Here is a 14912-nt window from a genome sequence, read left to right on the forward strand (position 1 = left end):
GCGTCTGTGAACGCAAGAAGTTGGTAAGAGAGCTCTAAGCGCGCGCCGTGTTTCCAATTTTGTCGGTCGACACGGGTATCTTGGAAAACGATGTCACTTCTCACGGACCACCCGTCGCTCGGCACGGCGCAAGCTGTGGCGGTCATTGCCGCCGCAGTCCGTCTGCTCACCAAGCGGACCGGCGCCGAGGTCACCCTCGTCGAGGTCGAGGACCTCGGCGGCACCGGACAGACTGTGGTGGTCCGCGCGAGGGTGGGGGAGAACCCGTTCTCCCTGCCCCGGACCATCGTCGTGAAGCAGAGCCCGGCGCACGACAGCCTGGAGAAATTCGCCCGAGAAGTGGTGAGCTACCAGTTCACCACGTCGCTCGCCACGGGGGACCGGCCCGGCCCCGAGCTGTTGGCCTGGGATTTGGACGAGCGCGTGCTCATCATCTCGGACCTCGGCGAGGCGGCTCTGATGTCCCAGGTGCTGGCTTCGAGCTCGGGCGGGACCGAGAACGCGCTCATGGCCTGGGCGCAACGGCTCGGCAGGATGCACGCGGCGACCGCGGGCCGGGAAATCGATTTCGCGGCCTTGCTGCGCCGCGCGAAAGTGCCGCCCAGCCGGGACGTCATCGGCCAACAAGTGCAGGGCGCTGTGCTCGCGCTCCCCAAACAGCTGCGCGAGCACCTTTCCGTCGACGTGCCGGACGAGGTGCGCTCGGCCGCGACGAAGGCGAGGGAGCTGTTCGACAAGGGGACGATGCGGGCCTTCAGCCCCGCCGACCCGGGGCCGGACAACATTCTTTTGACTGCGGACCAAGGGGTGCGGTTCCTCGATTACGAGTGGGGCGGGTTCCGCGACGCCGCGTTGGACATCGCGTATGCCCTGGTCACCTATCGCGGATCGATGCGCAAAGAGCAGAGCAAGGAGTACTGGTCCCAGCTGGACCAGCGAATCGTGCAGGCGTGGCGGGCGGAGGCGGTCACGGCGTGGCCGTTCCTCGCCGACGAGGCGACATTGTTGCGCCGCGTGCTGGCCGCCGAGCTGGTCTGGGTCTGGCTGACCACCGCCTGGTGGCTGCCGGGACACGGCAGAGAGGGCGCTTGGTCGCACGGCCACGCGCTCTCCACGCCCACGCCGCAAGCGTTGCTCGCGCGTTGGGAGGGGCTGCTCGGCCTCGCCGAGGCCTCGGGAGACTCGGCTGTGACCGAGCACGCCGAGACAGTGATCGCCGCATTGCGCGCGGCATGGCGGTGGTGAGCGCCGCGCACGTCCCGCTCGCCGTGCGCATGCGCCCCAGAGACGTGGCGGAAGTGCTCGGCCAAGACCATCTGCTCGGGCCGGGAAGGCCGCTGCGGCGCTTGGTCGACGGCCACGGAGTCGCGTCCGTCGTGTTGCACGGGCCGCCGGGGACGGGGAAGACCACGATCGCCTCGCTGCTCTCCGCCGCGACGGGCCGCGAGTTCGTCGCGCTCTCGGCGCTCACCGCAGGGGTGAAGGAGGTGCGCGAGGTCATCGAGGACTCGCGGATGCGCCTGGCGGCAGGGGTGCGCACGGTGCTGTTCATCGACGAGGTGCACCGTTTCTCGAAGACCCAGCAAGACGCGCTGCTCGCGGCGGTGGAGCACCAGATCGTGCTCTTGGTCGCGGCCACCACCGAGAATCCGGGTTTCGCCGTGGTCTCCCCGTTGCTGTCGCGCTCCCTCGTCCTCGAATTGCGCCCGCTCGCGCGGGAGGACTTGGACGTCCTCATCGGCCGGGCGCTCGCGGACGAGCGGGGCTACGGCGGCAGGGTGGGGCTCGCCGACGACGCCCGCGAGCATTTGCTGCGCGTCTCGGGCGGGGACGCCCGGCGCTTGCTCACCGCGCTCGAAGCGGCGGTGGACCTCGCGCAGGCGCAGGCTCCGGAAAGCTCTGGCGAGACGGCCTGGGAAGTCTCTCTCGAACAGGTCACCGCGAGCCTGGACGAGGCGATGGTCCGTTACGACCGCGACGGAGACCAGCACTACGACGTGGTCAGCGCGTTCATCAAATCGATCCGAGGCTCGGACGTGGACGCGGCGCTGCATTATTTGGCGCGCATGGTGATCGCGGGCGAGGACCCTCGGTTCATCGCCCGAAGGCTCATGATCCACGCGAGCGAGGACGTGGGCATGGCGGACCCGACCGCGCTGTCTGTCGCGACGGCGGCGGCGCAGGCAGTGGCCATCGTCGGCTTGCCGGAGGCCAGGATCATCCTCGCCCAGGCGACGATCCATCTGGCCACCGCGCCGAAGTCCAACGCCGTGATCCAAGCCATCGGCGCCGCAGAGGCGGATGTGCGGGCGGGCCGGGCCGGGCCGGTGCCCCAACATCTGCGGGACGGCCATTCCTCCTACGCGCGCAAGACGAAGAAGACAGCGGGGTACCGCTACCCGCATGACACGGCGGACGGGGTGCTCGCGCAGCAGTACCCGCCGGACGAGCTGGTGGGCGTGGACTACTACCAGCCGACCAACCACGGTTTCGAGCGGGAGCTGAGCGGACGGGTGCCGAAGCTGCGCAACATCGTCCGGGGCGGCCCGAAAACTCGCAGGCCGCCCGCGCCGGACAACGACACGGACCCGCCGGGCGGCGGGAAAGGCTAAACTAGCGCGAATGCGACGACGACAGACTTGGCTGCTCGCCGGGCTGCGTTACGCCTCAATCGCAGGAGGGCTGGGGCTGCCCGCCTCCGTCCCGCTCCTCTGGTGGCTGGCGGAGGCTCCGGCGCAGGCGGAGCAGGAGCATTGTGCCGCCTCATACGACGCCTGCCACGGCGAGGACGGCCCGCCGCGCCCGAAGCCAGTCCAGGACATCCGTATTGTCAGCGTCGAGCCGGTGCATCCCGCACAAGACCAGGAGCCCGACGAGGAAGCCGCGCCGGCGTCTGACGAGGAAGCCGCGCCAGATCCCGAGCCCGAGGCGGACGGGGGCCCTGCTCCTGGATCCGCCGACCCCGAGGACGCCATGGAGGACGACCCGGTCCGCCCGCTCGTCGCGGACGACCTGGTGGGCGGCGTCGGCTCCGGCGCGCGGCAGGTCGACAGCGACTGGCGGATGGACGGAGCGGACCTCGGCGTCGCGGTCGACCTGGGGGCGAACGCGCGGGGCGAGCAGGTGATCGGCTACATTTTCGGCGACGCGACCAGCCGCAACCAGCCCTTCTCCCACGGCGGCCCCGACATGGACGCCGAGATCACGTGGGCCAACCCCATGCTCTACACGCATGTGGACGAGCGCGGGAACGAGATCGTCGACGGGTTCGCGAACGAGGACGACGTCCCTGCCTACCCGGCTTGGTCAACGCGTTGGGTTGGCGACTCGCTGCAAGCGGCAGGGATCGACCCCGAGCCGCCCCCGTCGCCGGGCCGGGGCGGCAAGGGGCTGCCGATCGACCTCATCGGGCGGGACGCGGCGGCGGGCTACCCGGACGGCGCGATGCTCGACGTGGTGCGCGCAATCGGCGGCAAGGCGCGGGGGAGCGGCCCCGCCTCGATCGTGCCGACCTCGGCGATCGTGGTCGACGACAAGCTGTTCGTGGCGTTCCAAGTCGCGAACAACTGGGACGTCTCCGCGCAATGGACCACCTTGCAGGCCCAGATCGTGCAGTTCGACCTCGACCCCGACACACGCAGGGTCATTCCGCCGATCCCCGAGCTGCCCGCCCCCGCGCTGGTCCTCACGAATCCGCATGGCCAGCGTCCCGCGTGGAAGCCCGCCGACTGGAACCGGGGCGCGCCGTTCCAGCAGATGGAGTTCGCGATGGTCCAGCCCCCGGACGGCTCGTCGCCGGTCGTCTACATCGGCGGCACGCAGGAGGGCCGTGCCAACGACGGGCTCCATATGGCGCGCAGCGCTCCGGGGGACCTCTTGGACCCGGATCGCTGGGAGTACTACACGGCCAGGGGCTGGCGGCGCCCAGGACCGGGGAAACCGCTCGGCGCTCTGCCTGCCACCCCGCCGCTGCCCTCCGCCCTTGGCCGGAGGCACGGCAGGCAAGACGGCATCGGCGAGTCGAGCCTGATGCAGGTCGGCCCGTACCTCGTGTTCGTGTACACCAGGAACATGCAGACCCCGATCGGGATGCGGATCGCGCCGCTCGACCACCCGACCCAGTTCGGCCCGGAGCTGGCGGTGGTCACCGGGGACGGGCGCGACAACAGCCTGCGAGACCCGCGAGGGGTGTACGGCGGCTTCCTCAGCGCCGCGCAGAGCGACGGGGACGCCTTGGTCGCCACGATCTCGCACTGGGGCGGCTACGGGACCTACCAGGTGCGGATCGTCTTGAACGAGTCGCTCGGCCCGGTTTTCGACAGCGAGTAGCCCGGCTATGGCCCCATGGTCCGATCTCAGGCAAGATGGAGTGATGCGCGTGACGCCGGGACAGCCGGAAGGCACTTCGCCGGAGAGCGGTCCGGCTGATGGCGGCGTGCCGCAATGGTTCTATCCGGCCCTCGGATTGCCGCAGACTCCCGAGGCCCAGGCCCCGCCGCACGCGGGCGGGCCGCTCGCGCAGCCCTGGCAGGATCCGCAGCCGTGGCAGCCCGCTCAACCCGAGCCGAAAGAGGCCGGGCGGCCGAGGAAGTGGGAGAAGGCGCTCGCGGGCTGCTTGGCGGTCGCTTGTGTCTTCCTCCTCGGCTGGTGGTGGGGGGCGCGCCGCACAGAGGGCGGCGATTCGAGCCCGTTGGCGGCCATCGTCGGCTCGACCGCCCAACGCGACAGCCTCGCGAGCCTTTCGGACGACGAGCTGTTCGCGCTCTTGCCGACCGAGGCCGACTACCCGGACGATTGGAAGGTGACTCGGACGCGCGGGGCGAAGAGCACGGGGGCCGATCTCTCCACGACCAGGATCAGCCCGCCCGAATGCGATCTGAGCAAATCGACGAAGGCTGCGGACGCGGTCGGATCGGTGAAAGGGGAGTCGCCACAGCTGCCGCTGATCGAGTCTTCGTCGGCGGAGGTGCGCCTCGTCCGCGACGCGCGCGGCTCGGGCGAGTTCACCGAGGCCGAAGACTTCGCGAAGCGTTGCTCCACAGTGACAGTGAGCGCCGAGGGCGTCACGGCGGTCATGCGGTTGCGGGCGCGGCGCGGCACAGTCCCGCAGGCCGAGGAGTCGATGACGATCACGATGCGGGGGAAAATACAGTCCTCGAGCGCGATCAGCGTCCCAGTCGTGCTGACCATCACGGGGGCGAGGTCTCGGGGACTGGTCGTGATCGGCTCCGGCATGCGGGCCGGGTTCGCGCTGCCGCTGCCGAAGGCGAACGGCGAGGACCCGGACGACGAGGACGTGCTCGGCCAGCTGCTCAGCGGGACCATACAACGGATCAAACAGAAATAGCTTTCCTGGGGTCCGCGAGACGATCTCCACGCGGGGCTCCCCAGGAGGGGCTTTGCCCCAGGTCGCCGTTTTAGCCTCAGCGGGGCGTGTCCGGTAGGCTAGTCCCCCATGCGGACAGCGGAGATCATCGAGCGTTTTCTCGGGCATTTCATCAAAAACGGCCACGAGCTGACGCCGAGCGCCTCGCTCATCCTCGACGACCCCAACCTGTTGTTCGTCAACGCGGGCATGGTCCAGTTCGTGCCGTACTTCCTCGGCCAGCGCACGCCGCCCTCGCCCCGGATGACGAGCATCCAGAAATGCGTGCGCACCCAAGACATCGAAGAAGTCGGCGTGACCACCCGTCACAACACTTTCTTCCAGATGGCGGGCAACTTCTCCTTCGGCGACTACTTCAAGGAAGGCGCGATCCAGTTCGCGTGGAGCCTGCTCACCTCATCGGTCGAGGACGGCGGCTACGGCTTCGACCCGAACCGGCTGTGGGCCACGGTCTACGAGGACGACGACGAGGCCATCGAGCTGTGGAAGAAGATCGCGGGCCTGCCCGACGAGCGGATCCAGCGCCGGGGCCCCGCCGACAACTACTGGTCGATGGGCATCCCCGGCCCGAGCGGCCCCTGTTCGGAGATCTACTTCGACCGGGGCCCCGAATTCGGCGCGGACGGCGGTCCCGAGGCCGACGAGGACCGGTACCTGGAGATCTGGAACCTGGTCTTCATGCAGAACGAGCTCGCGGCGATCCGCAACAAGACCGACTTCGACATCGCGGGCCCGCTGCCGAAGAAGAACATCGACACCGGCATGGGGGTCGAGCGGGTCGCATTCCTGCTGCAAGGGGTGGACAACGTCTACGAGACCGACGTGGTGCGCCCGGTCATCTCCGTCGCCGAGCGGCTCACCGGCCGCCGGTACGGGGCTGGCTCGCACGTCGACGACACCCGTTTCCGGGTCATCGCGGACCACGCCCGCACCGCCGTCATGCTCATCTGCGACGGGGTGAACCCCGGCAATGACGGCAGGGGCTACGTGCTGCGCAGGCTCTTGCGGCGGATCGTGCGCGCGGCCCGCCTGCTCGGCGCGACGGAGCTGGTCACCCCGGCGCTGGTCGGCGAGGTCGTGGCCTCGATGAGCCCGATGTACCCGGAGCTGAACCGGGAAGCGCCCCGGATCGAGCGGATCGCGGCGGGGGAGGAGAACGCCTTCCGCAACACCATCGACTCCGGCTCGAAGCTCTTCGAGCAGGTGGCCGAGGGCGTGCGGAGCTCTTCGGGCAAGGTCATCCCTGGCTCCGAGGCGTTCGCGCTGCACGACACGTACGGGTTCCCGTTGGAGCTCACGCTCGAGATGGCGCAGGAAGTCGGCCTCGAAGTCGACCAATCAGGCTTTGCCCAGCTCATGGCCGAGCAGCGCAATCGGGCCAAGGCGGACGCGAAAGCCCGCAAGCAGGCGCATGAGGACCAGTCGGTGTACCACGGGCTGCTCGACGGCCCGCCGACCGAGTTCACCGGCTACGACGAGCTCTCCTCGCGCGCCGCGATCCTCGGCATCGTGGTGGACGGCCAGCTCGCGAACGAGGCGCACGCGGGCCAAGACGCGCAAATCATCCTCGACCGCACCCCCCTGTACGCCGAGTCCGGCGGCCAGCTCGCCGACTCCGGCTCGATCAGCGCGCCTGGCGCCCATGCGGACGTGACGGACGTGCAGAAGATCGCCAAGCGCCTCTTCACACACCGGGTCAAAGTCACCGAGGGCGTGTTCTCGGTCGGCTCCGAGGTCACCGCGCAGGTCGACTCGCGGTGGCGGCACGGCGCGAACCAAGGGCACACCGGCACGCACCTGGTGCACGCCGCGCTGCGCCAGATCCTCGGTCCCGAGGCGACCCAGGCGGGGTCGCTCAACAAGCCCGGCTACCTGCGTTTCGACTTCCGCTGGCACAGCGCGCTCTCGCCCGAGACCCGGCAAGAGATCGAGTCTGTCGTTTCCGACGCGGTGGAGACCGACTACCCGGTGAACACGTTCGTCACCGACATCGACCGTGCCCGGTCGATGGGCGCGTTGGCGCTGTTCGGCGAGAACTACGGCGACCGGGTCCGGGTCGTCGAGATCGGCGGGCCGTTCTCCATGGAGCTCTGCGGCGGCACGCATGTCGCCTCGTCCGCGAAGATCGGCCCTGTGGTGCTGCTCGGCGAGTCCTCGACCGGCTCCGGGACGCGACGGGTGGAGGCGCTGGTCGGCTACGACGCGCGCGAGCACCTCGCCAAAGAGCGCTCGTTGCTCGCCGCCGTCGCCTCGGCGGTCGGCTCGCCCGCCGCCGAGGCCCCGGACAAGGTCCGCGCGCTCGTGGAGCGGGTGAAGACCTTGGAGCGCGAGATCGCCCGGCAGGCCCAGGCACAGGCCCGCGCGCAGGCCGGGAGCCTCGTCCAGGCGGCGAGCCCGATCGGCCTGTCGTCGGGCGGCGCGGTCGAGTTCGTCAGCGCCGAAGTCGACTCCGACGACCTGCGCGGCCTCGCGACTTCGCTGAAAGACGCGTTCGGCCAACGAGCCGCAGTGGCTGCGCTCTTCCACAAGTCCAGTGAGAAAGTGGCGTTCGCCGTGCTCGCGACGAAGGCCGCGAACGAGCTCGGCGCGAAGGCGGGCGAGCTGTTGCGGGCGGCGGCCCCGGCGATCGGCGGCAGGGGAGGCGGCAAGGACGACCTCGCCCAAGGCTCCGGCTCGGACCCCTCTGGCGTCCCAGCCGCCCAGGCGAGGTTGCGGGAGGAACTGGCCGGGCTCGGAGCCCGTGCCTGAGCCCCGCCCGTCGGCGGAGGAGACACAACACCGCGGGCCCCGGCTGGGGATCGACCTCGGGCAAGCGCGGATCGGGCTGGCCATCTCCGACCCAGGCGGCGTGTTCGCCGCTCCGCTCGCGGCGCTCGACCGCACCGTCGGCAAGCCGCCGAAGCTCGCGTTGGCGGACGACCTCGCCGCCTTGGCCGCCGTGGTCGAGGAGCGTCGGATCGCGCTGGTCGTGGTCGGCTGGCCGAGGAATTTGAAGGGCGAGGCGGCACGGGCCGCCCGAGCCGCCGAGGAGTTCGTCGAGCGATTGCGCGAGGCGGTCGCGCCGATTCCGGTGCGGCTCGTCGACGAGCGCGTCACGACCGTCTTGGCGCACCGGCAGCTGCGCGAAGCCGGAGTGAGTGGCAAACGTCTCGTTCGAAAAGGGCAACGCGGCGTGGTCGATCAATTGGCCGCGACAGCGATTCTGCAAGGATGGCTTGACGGGCCAGGACGCGAAACGAATGAAGCGAACAAGGAAGAGTGCGAGAATGAGTGACCCAATCCGGCCAGGCGCGACCGGGGTGCGACGAGCCCAGCCCGAAGCGGTGGGCCCGTCGAAACTGCCCGCGCAACGCGGCACCCGCGCCATGCGCGACCGCTCCCCGGAGATCCTGCGCCGCCGCCGCATCGCCGCCGTGCTCCTCTTGGTCGGCACGTTGCTGCTGACGGGAACAGTGGTCTTCTTCCTGAGCCGGGACGACACGCCGCCGCCGAAGCCGCCCGCGCCCGATTTCGCAGGCCCGGCGGGACCAGAGCTGGTGTTCCACGTGGCCGATGGCGAGGGCAACGCGTTGATTGGCGAGCACTTGGTCGAGCAGAAGGTGGTCGAGAGCAAAGCGGCGTTCCTCGACGCGGGGCTGACCTCGATCAACCCCGGCTACTACGTGCTGCCGACGCATATCCCCGCCGCGCTCGCCCTCTCGAAGCTCACGGAGAAGGGCAAGAAAGAGGTTGTCGGCTATCTCAGCGTGGCGGGCTCCCGGGCGTTGGACGGGACGACGACCACAACGGGGAAGCGCACTCCCGCAATCTACGACATCATCGCCGAGGCGAGCTGTGTGAAGCTCAACGACGACGAGCATTGCGTCTCGGCGGGCGATCTGCGCGCGACAGCTCAAAACGCGACGCTCGACGAGCTCGGCGTGCCCGCATGGGCGCAGGAGGGAGTCTCCGGGTTCCCCGAGGGCGTCTCGCGCGACCGGAGGCTGGAAGGCTTGATCGTCGGCGATATGAACTTCGACCCGCAGGCCGACCCGTTGACGATCCTGCGGTATCTCATCAGCAGCACGGCGGCGCAGTACGAGTCGCTCGGCCTGCTCGACGGGGCGAAGGCATTGGGCTGGACCCCGTACCAGACGCTTGTCGGGGCCTCGCTCATCGAGCGTGAGGTCGTCTTTCCGGAAGATCTGCCGAAGGTCGCCCGCGTGATGCTGAACCGTCTCGCCGCGAACCAGCCGCTGCAGTTCGACTCCACGATCAACTATGTTCTCGACAAGCAGGAAGTCGGGACCAGCGACTCGGATCGGAAGAACCCCACGCTGTGGAACACCTATGTCCGTCCCGGCCTCACCCCGTCGCCGATTTGCTCGCCGAGCTATGCGGCGATCAAGGCGATGCTCAAGCCCGCCGACGGCAAGTGGCTGTACTTCGTCACCGTGGACGACAAGGGCACGACTCTGTTCAGCGACACGTACGAGGAGCATCTGGCGAACGTGGAGAAGGCGAAGGAGAACGGGTTCATCCCGCGCGAGAACTAGGGCGCGCTCAGCCTGGGTTGGTGGTGTGGCACTGGCCGGTTGGGCTGGTCCAGTGGACGGTTCCGTCGGGTTCTTGACGGTCTTGCCAGTGTCCGTGTGTTTTGGCTTTGGGGGCACCTCCCACGAGTTCTGCGGGTGTGGGTTGGGGGTACCTCCCGCGAGCGCTAGCGAGTGGGGGAGATTGGTCTGGGGTGGTGGTGAAGCGGATGCGTTTGGCGGCTTTGGCGAGCGTCCTTGCGAGGTCTGCGTCGATGGGCGCTCCGTCCAGCAGGGCTGGGAGGTCGTCTTTTCCGATCAGCGCTGGCAGTTGTACGACGAGTTCGATGTTCTTGGGGTGGCGGGCTGGCCGCGCGGCTGTTTGGCAGGTGTCTTGTCCGCATTGGCAGGCGAGTTGGTGTTCGCCGCGTGCGAGTGCGGCTAATGCGTTGCTGTGCCGGGTGTGGAGGGGGCGGGGGTCGCCGAGGGGGGATGTGCCAGTGCAGACCGTGCGTGCGATGGCGTCGAGGCGTTCGCGCAATTCGGCGGCGGCTTCCAGGGGCATGGTGCCGCGTAGGTCGGACAGACGCGCAGGGCGGAGCCCGGAGTGTCCAGAAAGCTCAGTGCCGTCACTGATGGGGGTGATGGTGAAGGAGCGGGACTTGTGCGCCCGCTCCCGCCGTTTCTTGCACCATTCGGGGTCGAGCCGCAGGTACTGGGCCTCCATCAAGTGCGAGATCTTCCCGTACGAGTGCGCCCGCCAGCGCGGGGCTTGGACGGCGAGCCACGCGTCCAGTTCCTCCCGGCAGCCGCTCGGTGCGAAGCCGAGATTTTCTCCCACGAACCGCGCGGCCTTCGCCGTGACCTCGGCCGCCGCCAGCTTCGCCCCGAGGCGCGGGTAATTCGTCGTCATATCCTCCGCGAAGGAGAGCATCGCGTTCGCGCCCCGAGACGACACCCCGAGCGCGGGGCCCAGCTCCAACAGCACCGCCTCACGAGTCGCGAAGGAGAAAATCCCTTTCCCGCACTGACGCTCTTCAACGATCTGGCGCTGCGCCACTTCCTCGGCGATCCTCGCCACCAGCACTGCTTTCCGGGAGAGCAGCAGGGACTCCTCGCGCTCCACTTCTGCGAGCGCGGCAAGCAGATCCCTCACCGCCGAACCGGTTCCCGCCATGTCATTCATACGTTCGATTCTACCCGAAAACGCCAGGCAGAACAAGGGAAAACCACATGCTCGTGCACTGACTTATTGCAGTCTTGCGCGATGCTCGTGTGCCGACTTATTCACCCGTTTGGATAAGGCTCAGGCGAGCGTGCCCGCGAACTCCCAGGTCCGCTGCCTCGCCTCGGCTCCGCCGAGTTGCAGGCCCTGGGTGAGGACGACCTCCGTCGCCCCCGCGTCGAAAAGCTGCCGAACGCCCTGCGCCAGAACCTGCTCGTCCCCGATAAGCGCGAGCTCGACGGGATGTCCGACTCCTTCCCGTTCGACCACCGCGCGGTACGAGGGGATCGTCAAATAGAAGTCGAAGACCGAGGCGGCTCGGTCGCGGACGCCGTCCGCGTCCTCGGTCAGCACCGCCGCGACCAGCGCGACGATCCTCGGCGAAGGCCGTCCAGCCCCCTCGGCGGCGGCCCGGATCGTCGGGGCGATGAACGACTCGATGGTCCTCGGACCGGTCAGAAACGTCACGGTGCCGTCGGCGAGCTCGCCTGTCGCCCGCAGGGCCTGGGGGCCGAGCGCCGCGACCACGACCGAAGGGCCAGGCCCCGACCCTGGCAGCGCCAGCGTCCAATCGCCGGAGCGCGCGGTGAGCGTCTCGCCGTCGAAGCCCGCAGAACCAGTCCGCTGGATTTCTCCGAGGACCCGGAGATACTCCCGCAAGTGCGCGATCGGCTTCGCCGGACTCGACCCGAACTGCTGGCGCAAGAGGTCCGCGCCGCCGAGTCCCAGCCCGAGCGTGAACCTGCCGCCGCTCGCGGCCTGGGCGACCTGGGCCTGGCCTGCGACCACGAGCGGATGCCTTGGGTGCAGCGGCGTCACGGACGTGCCAACAGCGAGGCCGGGGACCTTCGACCCGATCACGGCGGCGAGCGTGATGGCGTCGTAGTTGAGGGTCTGCCCGAGCCAGAGCGAGCCGAGGCCGAAGCCCTTGGCTCGCTCCGCGAGGCGCGCCGCGTGCTCGACGGCGTTCTCGCGCGGGTCGAGTTCGAATTGATTGAGCGCCACTCCGAGGGTCATGCCGCGAGGGTAGCGCGGTTTCGAGGCGGGGCGGAGGCCTCGCGTCCGCGTGGGCGCGCAGGACTGCGATAGTGTGTTTTTGTGACCGTCGAGCCCGGACCAGCAGCCATGCCAGCCTCTCAGCAAGCCTTCGAGCGGGCGAGCCGGGTTATCCCTGGTGGGGTGAGCTCGCCGGTGCGGGCGTTCGGGGCAGTGGGCGGCACGCCGCGTTTCATCGCGAGGGCGCAAGGGCCGTGGCTTGTCGACGTCGACGGGAACCGGTATTTCGATCTCGTGTGTTCTTGGGGCGCGATGCTGCACGGGCACGCGCACCCCGAGGTGCTGGCCGATGTGACGTTGGCGGCCGGACGCGGCCTCTCGTACGGGGCTCCCACCGAGGCAGAGGCCGCGCTCGCCGAGGCGATCATCGACCGGGTCGCAGGCTCGGGCGTCGAGCAGCTGCGCCTGGTCACCTCCGGGACCGAGGCGACTATGAGCGCGATCCGCCTCGCCCGCGCCCACACCGGGCGCGCCAAGATCGTGAAGTTCGCGGGCTGCTACCACGGCCATTCCGACGCGCTCCTTGTCGCGGCGGGCTCTGGGGCGCTGACCTTCGGCACTCCGTCTTCGCCAGGGGTGACTCCGGGGGCGGCAGCCGACACGATCGTCCTGCCGTACAACGACGCGGAGGCGCTCGAACGGCTCTTCGCCGAGCAGGGCGGCGATATCGCGGCGGTCATCACCGAAGCGGCTCCGGGCAACATGGGCGTGGTCGCGCCGAAGCCCGAGTTCCAGAGGGCGCTGGCCGAGGCGCCGCGCGCGCATGGCGCGCTGCTGATCTCGGACGAGGTGATGACCGGCTTCCGGATCAGCCGCGCGGGCTGGTACGGATTCGGCGGCGTCCCCGCAGACCTGGTCACCTTCGGCAAAGTCATGGGCGGCGGGCTGCCTGCGGCGGCGTTCGGGGGGCGCGCCGAGATCATGGCGCAGCTCGCCCCGTCGGGCCCGGTGTACCAAGCGGGCACGCTCGCGGGCAACCCGCTCGCCACAGCTGCGGGGCTCGCCTCGCTGCGCCTCGCCGACGAGGCAGCCTACGCCCGTTTGGACACGACTGCGGAAACAATCGTCGGGCTGGTCGCGCGCGAGTTCGCCGCAGCCGGTCTGCCTGCCGCGACAGGCCGGGCCGGGAACCTGTTCTCCGTGTTCTTCGCGGAGGAGGCCCCGGTCGACTACGACGCGGTCCGGGCCACCGAGACATGGCGCTACCCGGCGTTCTTCCACAGCATGCTCGACCAGGGGGTGCATCTGCCGCCGAGCGCGTACGAGGCGTGGTTCGTCTCGACCTCGGTCACCGACGAGGCGCTGGACGTGTTCGAGAGAGCCTTGCCCGAGGCGGTCAGGGCCGCCGCCCGTTCGGCCCCGGGCGTCTGAGCGAGGGAGGCAGCGCCCGATGAGCTATCCGCCGCCGTACGGCCCTCCGCCAATGCAGCCGTATGGTTATTCGCCGCCGCCTCCGAGCAAGCCGAAGCCGGGCGCCGCGCCCATCGTGCTCGTGGTGGTCTTCGTGCTGGTGGTGATCGGCAGCGTCTTCGGAGGATTCCTCTGGCATTTGCGCGGCGCGAGGAATCCGGCGGGGCACACGTCCGTCGCCCTGCGCCCGACCGTCCACACGGGCCCGTTGACCGCCCGCAGCGACGAGGAGCTGTTTGCGGCGTTGCCGAAGCGAGAAGACTTCGACAAGGGCTGGACGGTGAAAACCAGCAAAGACTCCGCGCCGAGCGCTTCGGAGAGCGCCCTGCCCGGAGTACGGCGCGGCTACTTCCCCCCGCAGTGCGGGGCGGTCTTCCACGCGGACGACGTCGACATGATCGGCTCGGTGGAGGCGCTGCTCAACGATGAGAAAAATATGTTCGGCCAGTCGATCTCGGTGGAGCTGCACCGATGGAGAGCCGGGGAGAGGCTCTCGAGGTTCGACGAGTACATCGCCCAATGCGCCACGTATGTCGAGGTGGACGCGTTCAGCACCGGCGAGGTGGACACGACGAGGCTGTCGGTGACGACGATCGACCCCCCGAACGTCGCCTCGTCCGTCCCGCTGAAGGCCTATCGCAAAGAGGGGACCACGAATGCTGTCTACTCGGACGGCAGGCCCCCCGAGACGAGCCCGTTCGCCGCAGACGACTCCTACGCGACGGACGTCAGAGGCGTGCTGGTGTGGATGTACTGCGGGAACTCCGACCTGATCTCGAAACGTTGCCGGGCCGTCTTCGCCGATGTTTTGACGAAGCTCAACAGGCTCTAGCCCCGAGGGGAAAGCACGCGGCGCGACTGCCGAGATGCTGTGGGCGACTCCCAGACAACACGCCGGAAAGGTGTGCGACCATGACGGCGCCGCCCGCTCGGGCGGCGCATCGAGGCCCTTGCGGCCAAACATTTGAGGAGCCCTTATGCCGAAGTTCCTGGTCCTGTACAAGGCCGACGTGGCCGCGCACGACAAGATCGCCCAATCCACCCCTGAGGAGCAGCAGGCGGGCATCCAAGCATGGATGACGTGGGCGCAGAAGGCAGGCCCCGCGCTGGTGGACCTCGGCTCCCCGCTCGCTCCGGCGTGTGAGAGCTTCGACCAGAGCGTCGGCGGGTTCTCCATCCTCGAAGCCGACTCGAAGGAAGCCCTTCAAGGCCTCCTGGAGGACCACCCCCACACCGCCCTCGCCGTCGGAGGCGCCATCGAGGCGTTCGAGTTCCTGCCTATCCCCGGCGCGTAGTCGGACGGTCGTGGGGGGGGGGGGGGGGG

General features: G+C 69.2%; 12 protein-coding genes. 10 read left to right on the forward strand and 2 right to left on the reverse strand.

The window, feature by feature from the left end:
• Positions 1-90: 90 nt before the first annotated feature.
• The 7 genes from ACRC20_RS09870 to ACRC20_RS09900 all read left to right on the forward strand — a co-directional run bounded on the left by ACRC20_RS09870 (position 91) and on the right by ACRC20_RS09900 (position 9921).
• Positions 91-1245 (forward strand): phosphotransferase family protein, encoded by a 1155-nt coding sequence (locus tag ACRC20_RS09870; RefSeq protein ID WP_438686181.1) that lies wholly within the window; start codon positions 91-93, stop codon positions 1243-1245.
• On the forward strand, positions 1233-2612 hold the full coding sequence (locus ACRC20_RS09875) for a replication-associated recombination protein A (protein WP_438686182.1): 1380 nt from the start codon (positions 1233-1235) through the stop codon (positions 2610-2612). The genes ACRC20_RS09870 and ACRC20_RS09875 overlap by 13 nt, the downstream gene beginning before the upstream one ends.
• A gap of 10 nt (positions 2613-2622) precedes the next feature.
• Positions 2623-4329: a DUF4185 domain-containing protein gene (locus ACRC20_RS09880; RefSeq protein ID WP_438686183.1), complete on the forward strand. Its 1707-nt coding sequence runs from the start codon at positions 2623-2625 to the stop codon at positions 4327-4329.
• Between the two features lie 43 nt (positions 4330-4372).
• Positions 4373-5347, forward strand: a complete 975-nt coding sequence (locus ACRC20_RS09885; protein WP_438686184.1) for a hypothetical protein — start codon at positions 4373-4375, stop codon at positions 5345-5347.
• Between the two features lie 108 nt (positions 5348-5455).
• A complete protein-coding gene (gene alaS, locus ACRC20_RS09890) occupies positions 5456-8134 on the forward strand; it encodes an alanine--tRNA ligase (protein WP_438686185.1) in 2679 nt (892 codons plus the stop codon).
• Complete coding sequence (gene ruvX, locus ACRC20_RS09895; protein ID WP_438686186.1) at positions 8127-8660, forward strand: Holliday junction resolvase RuvX; 534 nt, start codon at positions 8127-8129, stop codon at positions 8658-8660. The genes alaS and ruvX overlap by 8 nt, the downstream gene beginning before the upstream one ends.
• Positions 8653-9921 carry an endolytic transglycosylase MltG gene (locus ACRC20_RS09900; RefSeq protein ID WP_438686187.1) on the forward strand — a complete coding sequence of 423 codons (1269 nt, stop codon included), beginning with the start codon at positions 8653-8655 and terminating at the stop codon, positions 9919-9921. Before ruvX ends, ACRC20_RS09900 begins: the two co-directional genes overlap by 8 nt.
• 7 nt (positions 9922-9928) lie before the next feature.
• On the opposite strand, the gene ACRC20_RS09905 is transcribed toward ACRC20_RS09900, so the two are convergent.
• Both ACRC20_RS09905 and ACRC20_RS09910 read right to left on the reverse strand, forming a co-directional pair.
• A complete protein-coding gene (locus ACRC20_RS09905; RefSeq protein WP_438686188.1) occupies positions 9929-11083 on the reverse strand; it encodes a DUF222 domain-containing protein in 1155 nt (384 codons plus the stop codon).
• 120 nt (positions 11084-11203) lie between these two features.
• Complete coding sequence (locus tag ACRC20_RS09910; protein WP_438686189.1) at positions 11204-12139, reverse strand: TIGR03564 family F420-dependent LLM class oxidoreductase; 936 nt, start codon at positions 12137-12139, stop codon at positions 11204-11206.
• Positions 12140-12247: 108 nt separating this feature from the next.
• On the opposite strand from ACRC20_RS09910, the gene hemL reads away from it, so the two are divergent.
• From hemL to ACRC20_RS09925, 3 genes are all read left to right on the forward strand, one after another.
• Entirely contained in the window at positions 12248-13549 is a 1302-nt protein-coding gene (gene hemL, locus ACRC20_RS09915; RefSeq protein WP_438686211.1) for a glutamate-1-semialdehyde 2,1-aminomutase, read from the forward strand.
• Between the two features lie 19 nt (positions 13550-13568).
• Positions 13569-14420, forward strand: coding sequence for a hypothetical protein (locus ACRC20_RS09920; RefSeq protein WP_438686190.1), 852 nt, complete (start codon positions 13569-13571; stop codon positions 14418-14420).
• A gap of 145 nt (positions 14421-14565) precedes the next feature.
• Complete coding sequence (locus tag ACRC20_RS09925; protein ID WP_438686191.1) at positions 14566-14883, forward strand: hypothetical protein; 318 nt, start codon at positions 14566-14568, stop codon at positions 14881-14883.
• Positions 14884-14912: the final 29 nt, after the last annotated feature.

The sequence above is a fragment of the Segniliparus sp. genome, from assembly GCF_051660745.1.
GTDB lineage: Bacteria > Actinomycetota > Actinomycetes > Mycobacteriales > Mycobacteriaceae > Segniliparus.